This is a genomic window from Chloroflexota bacterium (assembly GCA_015478725.1).
Taxonomy (GTDB): domain Bacteria; phylum Chloroflexota; class Limnocylindria; order Limnocylindrales; family CSP1-4; genus C-114.
On sequence record JADMIG010000020.1, the window covers coordinates 32,216 to 48,337 of the forward strand.

The window sequence follows — 16,122 nt, forward strand, 5'->3', positions numbered from 1 at the left end:
CGTTGTCGCCGTGTGCGGATCTAACGACGGAAGACGCAGACGCTGGCGCTCGACAGCGGCGATCAGTCGCGAGTCGGCGTGACCCGTGCTCACGCCCCAGAGATGGTTGACGAGGTCGGTCAGCTGCGGCGTCGCGACTCGCGCATGCACGCCCGCACCCACCGGCAATCAGGACCGCATCGAGGTCGCCCTGCGAGTGCGCCGCTCGCGATCCGGTCGGGTTCGTCGATGGTACACTGTCGACCGTTGACTGACCCTTCGACCTCACACGGCGTGACCCACATCCGGCTCCGGGGTCGGCTGACCCGCGCCGACCGCCAGCAGGACCATTACACGCTCCTCGCGTTCGACGTCCGACCCGGCGTCGCCGCAATCCGGGTGACCCTCGATCACGATCCACCTGGAGACGCCGAGGATCCGACCCACGGGGCAGTCCTCGACCTCGGCCTGATCGGTCCGCCCCCGGAAGGCCTCGGGCCGCCGCCTTTCCGCGGCTGGAGCGGGAGCGAACGGCGGACGATCGTAGTTGGCAAACGCTGGGCAACGCCCGGCTACCGGCCCGGGCCGATCGAAGCGGGTCGTTGGCACGTCGTTCTCGGCCTCTATGGGATCCCGGTCGGCGGGTGCGAATACCGCGTCGACGTGGAGTTGCTCGACCTTGAATCGGCGGACCGAAGTGGCGCTCGCCTCGCACCAGACCCTAGCGTGGTTGAACCGACCGCGGCCACCGCGCACCGGCTTCCATCGAGGTCCAAGGTTCCACGCTGGATCGCCTGCGACCTGCATGCGCATTCGCTCCACAGCGACGGCGCGGAGGAGATCGCGACGGTGGCTGCGATCGCTCGGCTTGCCGGCCTCGAGGTCCTGTTCATCACGGACCACAACACGGACAGTCATGTCGCGGAGCTCGAGGCGTGCAGTGCCGCCGCTGGGCTCGTCCTGCTTGCGGGCGAGGAAGTAACGACCTACGGCGGCCACTTCAACGCACTCGGGATCCGCGGCTGGGTGGAGTTCCGACACACCAGCGCGGACCAAGTCCGCTCCTCCATCGACGCGATCCACGCTCAAGGTGGCTTGGCCTCGGTCAATCACCCCGAGAGTCGCGGTAGTCCGTGGACGTACGGGCCAGAACTTCCGTTCGATCTCGTCGAGGTCTGGAATGGACCGTGGCGCTCGGAGAACGCCGCCGCGCTCGAGTGGTGGGTGGTGCTCCTCGGTTCCGGGCGGCGGGTCACGGCCGTCGGCGGAAGCGACATGCACTCGACCGACCGACGGGGCCAGCCGGTCGGAACGCCGATCACCTGGGTCCTGGCCACAGCGACTGGTCGGGATGCGGTCCTGGACGGCCTGCGAGAGGGCCGGGTCATCGTTACCCGAGACGCGTCGGTCGCCCTTCCTGCCCTGCGGGTCATCGACCGGTCGGGGCAGGGCGCCGACATCGGGGCGACGCTCCCGGTCCGCAGCCCCATCGACGTGGTGTGGCAAGCCGACCACCAGGCCGGCCGGCGGCTCGAGATCCTGTCCCGCAGGGGTCAGGTCCTGAGCGCGGATCTTGGCTCCGATCGGGCGGCCGGTAGGGTCCGGCTCGACCGGCGAGCGGCGCTGGCGTCTGGCCATGTGCGGATCGAGATCCGCGACGATGAGGGCCCAATCGCATTCACTAATCCTGTCTTCCTGGAGGAATCCTGATGTCGATCGAGACAGGCGTCGCCTATTTCGACGCCCGCGCCAAGCGTCACTGGGAGCGGGATCTCGACGACATGGCGGCGACTGGGTTCAGCTACGTCGTCCACTGCGTCTCCGAGTTCGACCTGCGCTGGCAGAAAGAGTCCGTGCGCCGACTTGTCGCCGCCACGAAAGAGCGCGGGATGGGAGTATGGCTCGACCCATGGGGTGTCGGCGAGGTCTTCGGAGGCGAACCGTTCAGCCGGTTTGGCGCGTTCCACCCGGAGGCTCGACAGATCCGCTCCGACGGCGCGGCGACGAGCCACGCTTGCCTGAATCAACCGGTATTCCGTGACTTCGTTCGCGCCTGGGTGGATGACGTCGCCGACCTCGGCGGAGACGTCATCTTCTGGGACGAACCGACCTGGAGCATCGACGGGGTGACCGGGAACTGGTGCTGTCGGTGCGACCGATGCCGGGCCCTGTTCCAGGATCGGACCGGGGCCGAGCTGCCGGTAGAGTTGACCCCCGAGGTCCGCGAGTTCCACGAATGGTCGATGGCTGAGCTCCTGAGCGCCTCCTGCGAGTACGCCCGGTCGCGCGGCTTCCGCAACGCGATCTGTATCATGCCTCCCGAAGCCTCGAACCCGGGCTTCACCGACTGGGACGTGGCAGCGTCGATCCGCGGGCTCGACATCTTCGGGACCGATCCGTACTGGTACTCGTTCCGGGGCGATGCCGCCGAATACGTCGCCCGGCATGCTCGACAGACCGTCGAGGTCGCCGAGCGGCACGGCCTCGACCATCACGTCTGGATCCAGGCGTTCGAGGTGCCGAGCGGCCGCGAAGAGGAGATCGCGATCGCTGTCGATGCCGCAGTCGGTGCGGGTGCCCGCAACCTTGCGGTCTGGTCGTACGACGGGTGCTCCGCCATGTCCACCTGCGAGTGCGAACGCCCGGAGCTCGCCTGGGACGTTGTGCGGCGCTCGTTTCGCGGCCTGCGATGACCGCGATCCGGCTCCGGCCCTACTCGGCGGCTGCCGCGCCGCACATCGTCGCCTTGTGGGGCTTGGCCGTCGGCGATCCCTTCCCGCTCCGGGAGCCCGTCCTGCGCCAGTGCCTCGAGGGCAACCCGAGCGCTCGACTCGAAGACGCCGTGCTCGCCTGGGAGGGAGATCGACTTATCGGCTTCGGGTACGCCGGTCTCCACCGCCTGGCGGACCAGGAAACATCGGGTTTCCGCGCCCGCGGTCAGATCCACGCCGTCGTGGTCGATCCCGCTCGTCGTCGCCGCGGCATCGGACGGCGGATCGCGGGCGCGCTCGGGAAGCAGATAGCGGCCAACGGGGTCGACGTGGTCGAGGCGTCCGGCGGGATGTTCTACCTCTGGCCGGGTATCCCCGAGGATCTGCCCGGAGCGCTCGAGTTCGCCTCGGCCGTCGGCTTCGAGCTCGGCGACCGGTCGTGGGATCTGCGTGGGGACGTGACCGATCTGCGGATCGACCCAACGGCGAAGGACGTCCTCCAGGCGGCCGGTGCGGCGGTCGCGCCGGCAACCACCGACGATCGCGCCGCCATGCTCGGCTTCCTGTTCGCCGAGTTCGGCGGAGAGTGGTGGCACGAAACCCGCTGGTTCCTCGACCAGGGCGGCGACCCCACGGAACTGCTCCTCCTGCGCCAGACCGGTGGCCGGATCGTCGGGTTAGCCAGGATCCACGGCCCGGCGACGCGACCGATCGGGCCGCCCCATTTCTGGGCGGCCCGGCGCCCACTCAGGGCCGGCGGACTCGGGCCGATCGGGGTCGCGGCGGAGCTCCGTGGCCGTGGCCTTGGCCGCGCGCTGCTCGTGGCCGCCCTCGACGCGCTCCGTCGCCGCGGCCTGACCGACGTGGTGATCGACTTCACGTCCCTCCTCGGGTACTACGGTCCCCATGGCTTCAGGCCGTGGATCTCCTACCGCCATGCCCTCGCTCCGGTCGGACGGTTGGGCGGGTCAGGTTCCTCCGACCGATAGAGGGAGGCGATCACGTGACGGCTGCGGCGGCGTACCTGCGCCGGACGATCGAGGTTCTCGAGGTGATGGCCCGCGACGAGGAGGCCCAGATCGAGGCGGCGTCGGCCCGCGTCGCCGAGGCGATCAGCAGAGGTCGGCGCGTCTATGTCGCTGCCACCAGCCACGTCCTTCACACCGAGCTCTACCTGCGTGCTGGTGGCATGGCCGCAGTCCATCCGCTGGGCGAGACACCCGACCTCGCCCGGCCGATGCTTGACCTCGGCGCCGGCGTCCTTCGCGGCGACGGGCCGTTCGTCCCCGAGCCCGGGGACGTCGTGCTGGTCGGGACGAATGCCGGAACGGACGCGGGAACCGTCCAGGTGGCGCTTGCGGCGAAGCAGGCCGGCTGCACGGTCGTCGGACTGACTTGCGTCGCATACGAGCGCTGGCCCAAGGTGGTCGTCGAGCACCCGAGCGGGGCAAAACTGGTCGACCTGGCCGATATCCTCATCGACATCGGCGGGGTGGTCGGTGACGGGATCGTTGACCTGCCCGGCCTCGACACGGCCGTGGGACCTACCTCCGGGGTGGTTCTGTGCGCGGCCGCCTGGGCGATCCTCGTGGGCGCGGCGGAGCGACTGCTCGCCATCGGCTTGACGCCGATCGTCTATCGAAGCGTCCAGCTCCCGGGCGGCGAGGCCCTGTTCTACGAGCGGAAAGCCACCTACGAGGAGACGCGGCGCGGCGTCGTGGAAGCCGGTGCGACCGGATGAGCGAGCGCCCTCGGGAGGGCCCAAGGGCTGCGGCCGGGCGTGAGGTCGGCACCGTGGGGCGACTTCTGCGTCGGCTCGAGCGTGCCGGGCCGGCGATCATCGACCTAGCGGCGAGGTTGGTCGCGATTCCGTCCGACAGTCCCGCCCACGACGAGAGCGCCGTCGCTGAGGCGCTCGGGGCGGAGGCGGCACGGCTGGGCCTCGCGGCCGGCGAGATCGTGACCGCCCGCCCGAATCGCCCGAATTTGGTAATCCGGATGCCCGGCCAGGCTGCGGGCTTGCGCCTGATTTTGAACGGCCACATGGACACGAAGCCGGCCGGCGAGCGGGCGGACTGGCGACGCGATCCCACCACCGCCGAGGTGAGTGACGGCCGGCTCCACGGCCTCGGCGCAGCCGACATGAAGGGCGCCCTCGCGGCGATGCTCCACGCGGCCGCCGCGCTCGGCGCCGAGGGCCTTCCGGTGCGCGGCGAGCTCGTCCTCGTCTTTTCCGCGGACGAGGAGGCCTCCGGGACGTTGGGGCTTTCCCACGTCCTTGCGACGACCGGGCTCACTGCCGACGCGGCGTTGATCGGCGAGCCGTCCGGGATCGATGGACCGTTCGACCGGTTGGCGATCGGCGCCCGCGGCTTTCACGGATTCACGCTCCGCGCAACCGGTCGCCGACTCCACTCCGGGCTGGCCGGGACGGCGGCCGCCTCGCCGGATGCCATCCGGGCCATTGCCCGCGCCGTCGATCGGCTGCCGGCGGCGGTCGATTTCGGGCAGCCACGCACCGCGGGAATCTGGCTGGGACCCGATCTTGCCATCACCGGTCTTGCCGCGGGGATCTCGCCGGGGATGCTCCCGGGCGAGGCAGTCGCCCGAGGCGAGGTGCGGACGATCCTCGGCATGACTCGCCAGGCTACGGATCGCGCCCTCCGCGAGGCCCTGGCCCGAATCCCGGGCGTCGACGGGGGACTGCTTGGGGTGGAGCTTGAGTCCGAGTCGGAGGACTGGCCGGCCAGCGCCATCGACCCGACCGAGCCGATCGTCGGCGCGCTCGCTGGGGCGACCGCACGGGTAATCGGTCGCGCGCCCGATCTGTCGGTCTTCCCAGGTGCGACGGAGGCGCACCTGTTCGCCGCCCGCGGAATCCCGTGCGTGCCTGCGTTCGGGCCCGGCCGGCTGGCGGCGGCGCACGTCCCGGACGAGTCCATCGCGATCGAGGACCTCATCGCGGCCGCCCAGATCTACGCGCTGGCGATCGCCGATTATCTTGCCTGAGAACGACGTGCCGGCTCCGGAAAGAGTTCGTCCACAGCGACCGGACGCCCACGTCGCTCCGACTCGTAGATTGCCCCGACCACGGCGATACCGCGCCGGCCTTCGGCAGCCCCGACGATCGGCGGACGACGTTCCAGGATGGCGTCGATGAACTCGCGGATCTCCCGGCCCATCTCCCCCCGATCAGTCCCGGCGATGATCGTCGTGCCCTCGCCTGCGATGTCGACGGTCAGCTCATGCCAGGTCCGGTACCGGATCGTGCCGCGCGAGCCGTGAACCTCGATCTCACACCGTCCCGGCATCGGAACCTGCTCGGAATCGCGGTGGATCGGATAGGTCGCCTCGTTGACGAAGAGCGCAGCGATTGCCCCGCTGGCGAACGTCAGGACAGCCACACCGCCGTCCTCGACCCCGACGATACCCCGAGCATAGGTGGTCGTCCGACCGTAGACCTCGATGATCGGGCTCCCGATCAGCCATGCCAGCCGGTCGACGAGGTGGACCGCGTCGTGGATCAGTTCGCCGCCCCCGGACAGTTCGCGATCGTAGTACCACGCGGGCCAAGGGCTGTGCTCCCCGAAGGTGAAGACGTCCTGGGCTAGCATCGGCGTTCCCAGGCGACCCTCGTCGATCAGGCGCTTGGCCACGAGGAGCTCGGCATGGAAGCGGTGGGTGAAGGCGAGCATCAACGTAATCCCGGCTCTTCTGCAGGCAGCCTCGATCGCGTCGCAATCGGCAACGTTTGTGGCCATCGGCTTCTCGAGGAGGACGTGGACGCCGGCGCCCGCGGCTGCCTCCACGAATGGACGGTGGAGGGCCGTCGGCGTGCAGACGCTCAGAGCGTCCGGCCGCTCGCGCCGGAGCAGCTCTGCGAGGTCCGCGTACGGTCGCGCGCCGAACCGATCGGCGACAGCTGCGGTCCGCTCGGCGTCGCGTCCGACGAAAGCCACGATCTCGGCATCTGGTTGGGCCGCGTAGGCGACGGCGTGATCGACCCCGATGAAGCCGCCGCCAGCGATCGCGACACGGAGGGTCATCTCCGGGCGGCGGCTGGCGACCCGGCGGCGACCGCGCTGAGCGAGACGAGCAGGCGGTCGACCTCCTCGACGGTGTTGTAGTGGGTCAGCCCGACCCGGAGGACGCCGCCCGACGCGAACAATCCGAACCGCTCGATGAGCGCCTGGGCGTAGAAGTCGCCGTCCCAGGCGGTGATCCCCTGGCCGCCGAGCACCTCCGCAGCCTGGCGTGGCGAGCAGGCGTCGAGCGTCAGCGCGGCAGTCGGGGTCCGCTCCCCGAGGCGGGCCAGATCGGCGATGCCCCACACACGTATGCCATCGATCCGGGCCAGTCCGGACAGGAGCCTCTCGAACAGGCCCAGCTCGTAGGTGCGGATCGCGCGCATCCCGGTGTGCGTGTTGAGCCTGCGCCCGGTCCACCCGGAGAACTCCCTGGCGAAGCCATCACCGAACCGCACGCCAACTGAGGCGATGTACTCCACCGCGGCGAGCGCGCCGGCGATCCCCTCGAAGTTCTGGGTCCCGGTCTCGATCCGGTCGTGGGCCGGCCGGACCTTGTAGGCAGGGAGACGGTCGAGTACATCCGCCCTACCGTACGCGACACCGAGGTGCGGACCGAAGAACTTGTAGGTCGAGCAGGCGAGGAAGTCGGTGCCGAGAGCCTGAACGTCGATCGGCCCGTGGGGCGCATAGTGGACGGCGTCGACGTAGGTTAGAGCGCCGGCCTCGTGGGCGAGGCGGACGAGCTCAGCCACCGGGTTGATCGTCCCGATCGCATTCGAGGCATAGCCGAAGGCGACCAGCTTCGTCCGAGACGATAGCTTCCTCTGGAAGTCGTCCAGGTCGAGAGTCCCGTCCTCGGGCCGGATGTCGACCGTTCGGACTGCGAGCCCTCTGTCGGCCGCCATGGCCCGCCACGGCGACACATTCGCCTCGTGATCGAGGGTCGTGACGATCACCTCGTCGCCGGGCTTGAGAGTCGCCCCGATCGACCGGCTCAGGTGGAACGTGAGGGTCGTCATGTTGTAGCCGAACTTGATCTCCTCAGGGGATGTGGCGTTGAGAAGGTCCGCGAGCGCTGCGTGCGCCTCGGTGACGATCGCGTCGCTGCGCTGGCTCGTCAGGAAGGCCCCGCCATCGTTCGCGTTCGAGGTCCGGTAGTAACCGACGACCGCATCGATCACCCGCTGGGGTACCTGCGTTCCGCCCGGCCCGTCGAAGTAGGCAAGCGCCCGCCCGCCATGCTCGAGGTTCAGCGCGGGAAACTCCCGCCGGAGCGCGGCGACATCGAAGTCGGTCATGCGTTGAGTCTCCCTGCGTCGGTCTTGGCCGTCTGTTTGTAGCGATCGTGCCACTCTGGCGAGCCCCATGCGACGATGCGGACGGGATCGATTCGGATGAGACATCGGGGCCACGCACGAGTGGCTTCGACGTAGGTGAGACCGGCCGGGCCCTCATAGCGCTCGCCCATCGCCAGGGCGATCTCGAGCATCCGGCCTGCGAGCGGCCCCGGTCCGTCGACGATCGTCGCGCGGCCGCGAAGCTGGACCCGCAGGTCCGGATCGTCGTCGGCCACGACCGATAGGCCGACGCGGGCGTCGCGCCGGATGTCTTGGACGAAGCGCGCCTCGGCCCGGGCGACGAGCCATGCCGCCTCGCCGTCCCAATCGTGCCAGACGGGGACGATCGCTGGGTAGCCGTCCGGGTCGACGGTGGCCAACCGGGCGATGAGCGAGCGCCGGAGGAGCTGGTCGATCTCCGACCGTGCCAAGGCGCCCGTGCCGTCGGGTCCGGTCATGAGATGGACGGCGGAACGGCGAGTCGGGCGATCCGCTCCATGGCGGCCCCGATGTGGCGGGCGGCGTCGGACAGAACCGGCGCGAGATGTCCGGCGAGGAGTCGTTCCGGCCGGTGGGTCGCGAGACGCTCGACGCTTCGCAACGTCGACTGCACGTCACAGTCCCACGTGTCCTGAAGTAGAACCCGTCCTTCCGGGAAGAGCGCGTCCCCGCTGAACGCGGTGACTGCCCCGTCTATCTCAGCGACGAACGCCACATGGCCCTCGGCGTGGCCCGGAGTGGGAACAACCAGGAAGCGGATCATGCCGAGTTCGACACCTTCCTCCGCGTCAAGCACCAGTTCGACCTCGCACGGCTCGAGGTGATAGTCCAGCGGATAGAGTCCAGCCACGCGAGCTCGATCTACGCTCGTTGCCACCTCGTCGCCCGCGGCGAGCCAGCCGGCGACCTGTCCGGAGGCACCGACCTGGATGCCCGGGATCGCACGCCGCCAAGCGGCCGCCCCGCCAGCGTGGTCCGCGTGCCCGTGGGTCAGCAGGACCCAGCGGATGCCCCCAGGCGCCAGACCGTCCGCTCGAACCTCGGCGAGGATCCGGTCGACACTCCTGCCCGCGCCAGCATCTACGCATGCGAATCCATCGCCGGTATCGACCAGGTAGACCTGGGAGTCGATCGGATCGGTCGTCGCCCAGCCAGTCTCACCGCCGCCGACCAGGTAGATCCGATCTGTCAGTCGCATCGAGCCAACGCTATGGGCTGATCGGTAGACTGTCAACCGCCGACCACCTCAACCGCCGACCACCTCGGCCCACCGGAGAATCAGATGCCAGCCTGTCGTGTCGCTGCACGGACCGCGGCGTCGCGCGCCGCCACCGCCAAAGTCGGCAGGTTCGAGTCAACTGCGTCGAGGCCAAGGCTGACGCAGGCCCGGATGGCGACTTCGTCGTCCGCGGTCCCGCCGGCGACCAGGAGATCTGCCCGGTGAAGTCGCCGGATGAGGTCAGGTTGGCACGATATCCAAGGCATGTTGACCCCTGTGGCGAGTGCGTCGCGGGCCAACGCGACTGGGTCCGCGTCGGGTGCCCCGCGGCCCACGATCAGGAGACGGGGGATCGTGGGATCAACGCCGGCGGCAGCCTGCAGCTCGACAGCATCGAACGAGCACACAGAGAGACCGTCCCGGGCTTTGCTGGCTGCGATCGCCCGTGCTATCGCGGCGCCGGTCGCAGATCCCTTCGCCTCGATCGTGGCGCCCAGAGTGCGGTGTGCCTCGAGCCAGGACAGCAGCTCGGTCAGCGTCGGGATCCGCTCGCCGGCGAAGTCGGGGTCAAACCAGGTGCCCGCGTCGAGCCGAGCGAGCGTGGCTGCGGTCGCGCTCGCCACCGGGCCACGGCCGTCGGTCGTCCGGTCCAGATGATCGTCGTGGACCACGACCGCCACTCCGTCGCCCGTGAGCTGCACGTCGAGCTCCACGTAGTCGACCCCGGCTCGGACCGCGCGCTCGAACCCGGAGAACGTGTTTTCTGGCGCCTCCCCGGCTGCTCCTCGATGGCCCCCCACCCGAAGTCCGGCCCCGACCGCCCGCCAGTCCAACGTCAGCTGCTTCCTGCAAGGAAGATCGTGCAATGAGACCTGCCAGGCCGATCGCGTTCGCTCACCGGGGCGCCTCGGGATACGCTCGGGACAACACGCTGGAGGCGTTCGCGCTGGCCCTGCGCCAGGGCGCGACCGGCATCGAGTCGGATGCCTGGCTCAGCGGAGACGGCGTGACCGTCCTCGTCCACGACCGGACCATCCGGCCGCCGGGCCGCCGGATCGACGTGACCCGGACCACGGCCGCAGACCTCGCCCGGTGGGGCGTGCCGACGCTCGCCGAGCTGTACGCTTCGTGCGGGACCGGCTTCGAATTGTCGCTCGACCTCGAACATCGTGAGGTCGCGTTGCCTGTGCTCCGCGCCGCTGAGGCTGCCGAGGCGGCCGGGAGACTGTGGGTCTGTCACGATGACCTCGACCTGCTGGCCGAGCTGCGGGCGGCCAGTGGGGCTGTCCGGCTCGTCTGTTCCACGCGCCCCCGCCGAATCCCAGAGGGGGTCGTCGGCCGGATCGACCGGCTCGCCCAACTCGGCATCAACGCCCTAAACATGCATTGGCGAGACTGGTCCGTCGACTGGGTCGAGTGCTGTCACACCAACGGGATCGCGGCGTTCGGCTGGGACGCACAGGAACCCTCGACGATGGCCCAGCTGCTCGCGTTCGGGATCGACGCCATCTACTCGGATTACCCCGATCTTCTCGTAGCAGCGATCGGGTGAGTCCTGGCGGGCAACTCCACCACGCCCGGGCGTGGAGTCGGAGGTCGCCTGTGGTTCTTTCGCGGCACGAGGGATCCCTTGAACGGCGAATGCCTGGACGACCAGCAGGTTGAAATCGACCTACTGGGAAGAGCGCGACGGTCGAACCGTTCAACGCGACTGGGTGGCGTCCCGGATCCACTCCGGTCCGGGCGGTTCCTCCACGAGCAGACGATGCACGGCCGGCATCGCCGCCGCGATTCCGGTGCCTCGCGATGGATCAGCCACAACGACCCAGGGTCCCCCTGCCGCGTCGGACACGCGGACGCCGGCCTCGCGGGCGATGAGCCCACCCGCAGCGACATCGACAGCCCCGAGTCCGGACGCCTGGAAGACGCCGTCCAAGCGCCCGGCGGCGAGGTACGTGAGGCTCAGCGCCGTGCTGCCAAGAGTTCGCACGGCCCGCACGCGAGATCGGAGGGCGTCCACGCGGTGCGCACCCGCGGGAGTATCGGCGTCGCCAGCGTCGGCGGCCACGACGGCATCCGCAGAGCGTTGGAGCCGGCGAGGACGACACGACTCGTGGTTCGGCTCACGCCATGCACCGCGACCCGCCACGGCGGCGAAGGTCTCCTCACGCAGCGGATCGTGAATGACGCCGAGACGGACCTCGCCGTTGCAGGCGAGGGCGATGCTGATACACCAGAAGGGGATGCCTGAGGCGTAGTTGATGGTGCCGTCAAGCGGATCGACCAACCACGTCCGCCCATTGTCGGGGCCGCGGCCTGCGATGAAGCCTTGCTCTTCACCGAGGCGATGATCTCGAGGAAAGGCTTGCGCGAGCTGCGCGAAGATGAGCCGCTCGGAGGTCAGGTCCCACCGCGTGACGACGTCATGGGGGCCCTTACGGCGGTGCCGCCCAGGAGCCCGGAACCCATCGCGCACCAGGACTCCTGCCATCCGGGCGGCGTCAAGGGCAACCCGAAGGTCCTTCTCGGGGTCAGCGGCCATCGGGGGTTCTCCTCGTACCACGTGGTGGCAACAAACCGTGACACGCCGCTGCCGCGCTTTTGTTGGGGTGTCGTCCGCGCCGTCGATGGGGATCGGCCCTAGTCCAGTCCGTCGTGGAGCCTCTTGCGGCGAGCCTCCGCGGGTCCCTCCTCGGCGCCGTTGGCGTATGCTAGAGTACCGACGCGTCGGTGGACCGTCAACGGTCGACCATTTCCAGTAGAGTCTCCCACACTGCCGGTAGGGAAGCGTCGGAGGATGCTCCTCATGGATCGTGCCATGAGTCTCAAGCCGCGGTTCTCGCGGGCGCGTCGCGGTGTTGGCGGCCAGCCGGCTGGTAAACAATCGTCACGCCCACTTCCCTCCCGGCGGCGCCGCATGGGCCGACAGACCCGACGCAACCTTCTTGCTGGCCTGCTGTTCATCTCGCCTTGGCTGCTCGGATTCTTCGGACTCTACGTCTACCCTGCGCTGGCTTCCCTCTACTACAGCTTCACCGACTTCAAGATCCTGGCCGCCCCGCGCTGGGTCGGACTTGACAACTACCAGGCGATACTGAACGACCCCCTCTTCTGGAAATCGCTCTACAACACCGCCTACCTGACACTCCTTGGCGTTCCCCTGGCAGTGCTGTGTGCGCTCGTGATCGCCCTCCTCCTCAACGTCAAGAGAATCGTCGGTCTGTCGATCTTTCGCACGATCTTCTACCTGCCCGTCGTGCTGCCGACAGTGGCGACGGCAGTCCTTTGGATCTGGCTCCTGAACCCCCAGTACGGTCTCGTCGATCAAGCCCTGGTCGCAGTTGGCCTGCCCCAGCCATTCTGGTTCTATGACCCGGACTGGGCCAAGGCGGGGATCATACTGATGACCATTTGGGGGGTCGGCGACGTGGTAATCATCTATCTGGGGGCCCTCCAGGGTGTTCCACGTGAGCTGTACGAGTCGGCGGAGGTCGAGGGGGCAGGAATCTGGGCCAAGGTCCGTCACGTCACGGTGCCCCTGATCAGCCCCGCGATCCTCTTCAATCTGATCACCGGCGCCATCGGAACATTCCAGTATTTCACGCAGGCCTACGTCGTGAGTCAAGGCACTGTCGGCACCGGTTTCGCGGCGGTCGGCGGGGTTGGAAACTCACTTCTCTTCTACGGCCTGAATCTCTACAACTACGCGTTCCGCTACTTCCAGATCGGGTACGCCTCTGCGCTTGCGTGGATCCTCTTGCTCATCATCCTGGCATCGACTCTTGCCCTGCTCTGGGTCTCCAGACGACGCGTCTACTATGGCGGTGAGCGGTGAGCGGACGATGAGGCTGCGAGCCATGACCGCGAACCCCTTCACGCTGCGACTCCGCAAGGACATCAAACTCATGCGGATCGCCACGTACGCGGCGTTGGTAGGCCTCAGTTCGCTCTACCTGATGCCGCTGCTATGGATGATTGGGACATCGCTCAAGGCTGGACCGCAGTCCATCGCCTCGCCTCCGATCTGGATCCCTTCGCCGTTCGTGTGGCAGAACTACCCTGACGCGCTCAGCCAGATCGATTTTCCCCTCGCGCTGCGTAACAGCCTCCTCTATGCGGTCCCATCCGTGGTGTTTTCGGTGGCTTCGTGCAGCCTCGTGGCGTACGGCTTCGCCCGCATCGCGTGGCCTGGTCGCAACATCGTCTTCGTGGTGCTCCTTGCCACGATGATGCTTCCAGGACAGGTCACCTTCATTCCGCTCTACGTCATCTTCGCAAAGCTCGGCTGGGTGAACACGTTCCTGCCCCTGGTCGTGCCAACGCTGTTCGGCAGCCCATTCTTCATCTTTCTGCTGCGTCAGTTCTTCATGGGGATCCCATCTGAGTTGTCCGACGCAGCCCGTATCGATGGCGCAAGCGAGCTGCAGATCCTCTGGCGGATCGTGCTGCCGCTCTCGAAGCCTGCGCTCATCACGGTCGCGCTCTTCACCTTCATCGACAAATGGGGCGACTTCTTCGGGCCCCTCATCTACCTCCAGAGGCCCGATCTATACCCGCTGTCGTTGGCGGTGCAGACGTTCCAGTCCGCTCACAAGACCGACTGGCCACTCTCCATGGCGGCCGCGGTCGTCATTGCCGCTCCTCTCGTCGTCATCTACTTCTTCGCCCAGCGCCGATTCATCGAGGGCATCACCTTCACAGGTCTGAAAGGATGAAAGGAGGGCCGCGGCCCGAATGACCAGGAGACGCGCGACCGCCGCACTTGGTATCCCACATCCGAGGAGGCATTGTTGTCATGCACCGGAAACTGAAGTGGCTCTCGTTCCTATCCGGAGTCGCTCTCCTCTCCACCGCTTGTAGCGGGGGCCTCAGTAGCCCGAGTCCCACGGCTGGCGGACCTTCTGCTGCCCCGTCGAGCGCCGGCCCGGCGGTAAATCTCGTCCTGCGCTACTGCTGGTCAGGCCAAGGCGAAGTCAAGGCCATGGAGTCGATCATCAAGGCCTTCAATGCATCGAATCCCAACATCCAGGTCCGGGGCATCAGCGGATCGATCGCTCCCCAGCAGATTGCCGCAGCCGTTGCCGGCGGCGCGCCTCCGGACATGGTCATCACCTGCAACAACGACCCGGTGCCGGGCTTCGCTCATGACGGGGTCATTCTTCCACTGGGCGACCTCCTCACGCAGATCAATGCGAACACGGGCGATATCTTGCCCTCGTCGCTCGCGTGGGTGACGTACCAGGGCAAACTCTATGGCTTGCCCTTCCTAGAGGACACGTGGGGCCTCGCCTGGAACACCGATGAGTTCAAGGCTGCGGGCCTCGATCCGACCAAACCACCGACGACCCTTGACGAGCTCTGGACTTACGCGCAGAAGCTGACCATCTACAACGCCGATGGGTCGCTCAAACAGGCTGGGTTCATCCCCAACTACCCGGGCACGAATCTGGTCGAGTTGAGCCAGCTCTTCGGATGCAAGATCTACGATGACGCCAGCAAGAAGATCACGGTCAACAGCCCAGCGTGTGTGAGCTTCTACAACTGGTACAAGCGGTACTACGACACCTACAACAAGCACGGCGAGCTGACCAAGCTCATCGCCAGCAAGGGATCCGAGGACGAAGACCTCTTCTACACTGGCAAGGTGGCGATGGGCCTGTTCGGAGAATGGCTGCCGGGGGCGGCCTATGCGCCACACTTCGCGCCGAATCTCAACTACGAGACCGCCGCCTTTCCTAGCAACGATGCGACCATGTATGGCGCTGGGTACGTCAACGGAAACGCCTTCTTCATTCCCAAGGGTTCGAAGAACCCAGCTGCGGCGGCGACGTTCGGGATGTACCTCATGACGGACGCGCCATCCCGCACCATGGCCATCCAGAACGCCAGCGTTCCGGAGCTAAAGTCGCTGGTGTCTGATCCGCAGCTGACGTCAGTCGCGCACTTCGGGACGTTCCTGAAGATCGCGAATAACCCCAATACCTGGACCAACCCGATGATTTCCCAATGGAGTGAGCTCCACGATGGGATGGCATCGGCGCTGGATAGTGTCCTGACCGGCGGTGTCCCAGCACAAACTGCCCTCGATGCTCTTGCCACCAAGATCCAGGGGGAGATCAACTCGAACGGTCCATAAGAGGGAATCAGGCCACGTTAGTACGCTGAGCGGGCTGGCAGCCGCCGGTCCCGCTCAGCTTGCGATCCGTCCGTCGAACGACGGCAACTGCTGCATGTGCTGCGTGCCAGTATCGAAACCGCAGCTCGAGGGTGCCGCCGGCCTTCGCCCGCCGAGGGGACGAAGGTCGTCGTCACTCCGAACTGGCGCCCACCATCGGAGAGCACCATGTCCGGTGAACCGCGCGCCGCGATCGTCGCCGCCTCAGCGCCGGTCTGCTTCGGGGTCAACGAGGTCCTGCCGCCGGATGCCTGGCTGCCGGAGCCGACGGCGGTCGTCGAGGCGATCGCTGGCCTCGGATATCGAGGGACCGAGCTTGGCCCCCCCGGCTACCTCGGAACCGGGACGGAGGTGCGCGAGCGACTCGGGGCCCATGGGCTCGAGCTCGTGGGTTCCTTCCTGCCGATGCACTTCAGCCGCCAGTCGCAGTTCGATGACGAGCGCTCGTGGCTCGTCGACAGCCTCGCGATCCTCCGCGAGGGGTCCTCGCTCGATCGCCCGTATGCCGTCCTCTCCGACGGTTTCGACGAGCCCGCGCGGATGGCATATGCGGGCCGGATCGCTGAACATCCGGAGGCGTGGCTCCCGCCCGACCGGTTCGCGACGCTCATGGCGAACCTCCGCCGACGGGGATGCGTATTCCGCTGAATCCGATCACCCATTCCGGGGTTTT

Annotated in this window: 16 protein-coding genes; 10 read left to right on the forward strand and 6 right to left on the reverse strand. The window is 67.6% G+C overall.

Going from position 1 to position 16,122, the window contains the following annotated elements:
* The first annotated feature begins 246 nt into the window (after positions 1–246).
* The 5 genes from IVW53_11695 to IVW53_11715 are packed head-to-tail and all read left to right on the forward strand — an operon-like array spanning position 247 to position 5,699.
* Positions 247–1,689 carry a PHP domain-containing protein gene (locus tag IVW53_11695; GenBank protein ID MBF6606233.1) on the forward strand — a complete coding sequence of 481 codons (1,443 nt, stop codon included), beginning with the start codon at positions 247–249 and terminating at the stop codon, positions 1,687–1,689.
* On the forward strand, positions 1,689–2,672 hold the full coding sequence (locus tag IVW53_11700) for a hypothetical protein (protein MBF6606234.1): 984 nt from the start codon (positions 1,689–1,691) through the stop codon (positions 2,670–2,672). Before IVW53_11695 ends, IVW53_11700 begins: the two co-directional genes overlap by 1 nt.
* The gene (locus IVW53_11705) at positions 2,669–3,679 is read left to right on the forward strand and encodes a GNAT family N-acetyltransferase (GenBank protein MBF6606235.1); all 1,011 of its coding nucleotides are present in this window, start codon (positions 2,669–2,671) and stop codon (positions 3,677–3,679) included. Before IVW53_11700 ends, IVW53_11705 begins: the two co-directional genes overlap by 4 nt.
* A 14-nt stretch (positions 3,680–3,693) precedes the next feature.
* On the forward strand, positions 3,694–4,431 hold the full coding sequence (locus IVW53_11710) for an SIS domain-containing protein (protein ID MBF6606236.1): 738 nt from the start codon (positions 3,694–3,696) through the stop codon (positions 4,429–4,431).
* Complete coding sequence (locus IVW53_11715) at positions 4,428–5,699, forward strand: M20/M25/M40 family metallo-hydrolase (GenBank protein MBF6606237.1); 1,272 nt, start codon at positions 4,428–4,430, stop codon at positions 5,697–5,699. Before IVW53_11710 ends, IVW53_11715 begins: the two co-directional genes overlap by 4 nt.
* Here IVW53_11715 and IVW53_11720 read toward each other — a convergent pair.
* The 5 genes from IVW53_11720 to IVW53_11740 all read right to left on the reverse strand — a co-directional run bounded on the left by IVW53_11720 (position 5,687) and on the right by IVW53_11740 (position 10,107).
* The gene (locus IVW53_11720) at positions 5,687–6,736 is read right to left on the reverse strand and encodes a Gfo/Idh/MocA family oxidoreductase (protein MBF6606238.1); all 1,050 of its coding nucleotides are present in this window, start codon (positions 6,734–6,736) and stop codon (positions 5,687–5,689) included. The two genes, IVW53_11715 and IVW53_11720, sit on opposite strands and share 13 nt — an antisense overlap.
* Positions 6,733–8,016 (reverse strand): cysteine desulfurase-like protein, encoded by a 1,284-nt coding sequence (locus tag IVW53_11725; GenBank protein MBF6606239.1) that lies wholly within the window; start codon positions 8,014–8,016, stop codon positions 6,733–6,735. Before IVW53_11725 ends, IVW53_11720 begins: the two co-directional genes overlap by 4 nt.
* Positions 8,013–8,513: a pyridoxamine 5'-phosphate oxidase family protein gene (locus tag IVW53_11730; GenBank protein ID MBF6606240.1), complete on the reverse strand. Its 501-nt coding sequence runs from the start codon at positions 8,511–8,513 to the stop codon at positions 8,013–8,015. The genes IVW53_11725 and IVW53_11730 overlap by 4 nt, the downstream gene beginning before the upstream one ends.
* Positions 8,510–9,253, reverse strand: a complete 744-nt coding sequence (locus IVW53_11735; GenBank protein ID MBF6606241.1) for an MBL fold metallo-hydrolase — start codon at positions 9,251–9,253, stop codon at positions 8,510–8,512. The genes IVW53_11730 and IVW53_11735 overlap by 4 nt, the downstream gene beginning before the upstream one ends.
* 80 nt (positions 9,254–9,333) lie before the next feature.
* Positions 9,334–10,107, reverse strand: coding sequence for a glycerophosphodiester phosphodiesterase (locus IVW53_11740; protein MBF6606242.1), 774 nt, complete (start codon positions 10,105–10,107; stop codon positions 9,334–9,336).
* A 32-nt stretch (positions 10,108–10,139) separates the two neighbouring features.
* On the opposite strand from IVW53_11740, the gene IVW53_11745 reads away from it, so the two are divergent.
* Complete coding sequence (locus tag IVW53_11745) at positions 10,140–10,826, forward strand: glycerophosphodiester phosphodiesterase (GenBank protein MBF6606243.1); 687 nt, start codon at positions 10,140–10,142, stop codon at positions 10,824–10,826.
* Positions 10,827–10,976: 150 nt separating this feature from the next.
* Here IVW53_11745 and IVW53_11750 read toward each other — a convergent pair whose 3' ends face one another.
* Positions 10,977–11,816: an inositol monophosphatase gene (locus IVW53_11750; GenBank protein MBF6606244.1), complete on the reverse strand. Its 840-nt coding sequence runs from the start codon at positions 11,814–11,816 to the stop codon at positions 10,977–10,979.
* Between the two features lie 375 nt (positions 11,817–12,191).
* Here IVW53_11750 and IVW53_11755 point away from each other — a divergent pair, with 375 nt between their 5' ends.
* The 4 genes from IVW53_11755 (at position 12,192) to IVW53_11770 (ending at position 16,097) form a co-directional block, all read left to right on the forward strand.
* Positions 12,192–13,109, forward strand: coding sequence for a sugar ABC transporter permease (locus IVW53_11755; GenBank protein ID MBF6606245.1), 918 nt, complete (start codon positions 12,192–12,194; stop codon positions 13,107–13,109).
* Between the two features lie 22 nt (positions 13,110–13,131).
* Complete coding sequence (locus tag IVW53_11760) at positions 13,132–13,989, forward strand: carbohydrate ABC transporter permease (GenBank protein ID MBF6606246.1); 858 nt, start codon at positions 13,132–13,134, stop codon at positions 13,987–13,989.
* 266 nt (positions 13,990–14,255) lie between these two features.
* Positions 14,256–15,410 carry an extracellular solute-binding protein gene (locus IVW53_11765; GenBank protein MBF6606247.1) on the forward strand — a complete coding sequence of 385 codons (1,155 nt, stop codon included), beginning with the start codon at positions 14,256–14,258 and terminating at the stop codon, positions 15,408–15,410.
* A gap of 207 nt (positions 15,411–15,617) precedes the next feature.
* Positions 15,618–16,097: a hypothetical protein gene (locus IVW53_11770; GenBank protein MBF6606248.1), complete on the forward strand. Its 480-nt coding sequence runs from the start codon at positions 15,618–15,620 to the stop codon at positions 16,095–16,097.
* Positions 16,098–16,122 lie beyond the last annotated feature (25 nt).

What these genes read in the sequence shown, in the direction of transcription:
- IVW53_11715 (MBF6606237.1), top strand. Translation starts at nt 4,428, where the DNA reads ATGAGCGAGCGCCCTCGGGAGGGCCCAAGGGCTGCGGCCGGGCGTGAG.
- IVW53_11750 (MBF6606244.1), bottom strand. Translation starts at nt 11,816, where the DNA reads ATGGCCGCTGACCCCGAGAAGGACCTTCGGGTTGCCCTTGACGCCGCC.
- IVW53_11765 (MBF6606247.1), top strand. Translation starts at nt 14,256, where the DNA reads ATGGAGTCGATCATCAAGGCCTTCAATGCATCGAATCCCAACATCCAG.
- IVW53_11745 (MBF6606243.1), top strand. Translation starts at nt 10,140, where the DNA reads ATGAGACCTGCCAGGCCGATCGCGTTCGCTCACCGGGGCGCCTCGGGA.
- IVW53_11705 (MBF6606235.1), top strand. Translation starts at nt 2,669, where the DNA reads ATGACCGCGATCCGGCTCCGGCCCTACTCGGCGGCTGCCGCGCCGCAC.
- IVW53_11770 (MBF6606248.1), top strand. Translation starts at nt 15,618, where the DNA reads ATGTCCGGTGAACCGCGCGCCGCGATCGTCGCCGCCTCAGCGCCGGTC.
- IVW53_11720 (MBF6606238.1), bottom strand. Translation starts at nt 6,736, where the DNA reads ATGACCCTCCGTGTCGCGATCGCTGGCGGCGGCTTCATCGGGGTCGAT.
- IVW53_11700 (MBF6606234.1), top strand. Translation starts at nt 1,689, where the DNA reads ATGTCGATCGAGACAGGCGTCGCCTATTTCGACGCCCGCGCCAAGCGT.
- IVW53_11730 (MBF6606240.1), bottom strand. Translation starts at nt 8,513, where the DNA reads ATGACCGGACCCGACGGCACGGGCGCCTTGGCACGGTCGGAGATCGAC.
- IVW53_11755 (MBF6606245.1), top strand. Translation starts at nt 12,192, where the DNA reads ATGGGCCGACAGACCCGACGCAACCTTCTTGCTGGCCTGCTGTTCATC.
- IVW53_11760 (MBF6606246.1), top strand. Translation starts at nt 13,132, where the DNA reads ATGACCGCGAACCCCTTCACGCTGCGACTCCGCAAGGACATCAAACTC.
- IVW53_11725 (MBF6606239.1), bottom strand. Translation starts at nt 8,016, where the DNA reads ATGACCGACTTCGATGTCGCCGCGCTCCGGCGGGAGTTTCCCGCGCTG.
- IVW53_11735 (MBF6606241.1), bottom strand. Translation starts at nt 9,253, where the DNA reads ATGCGACTGACAGATCGGATCTACCTGGTCGGCGGCGGTGAGACTGGC.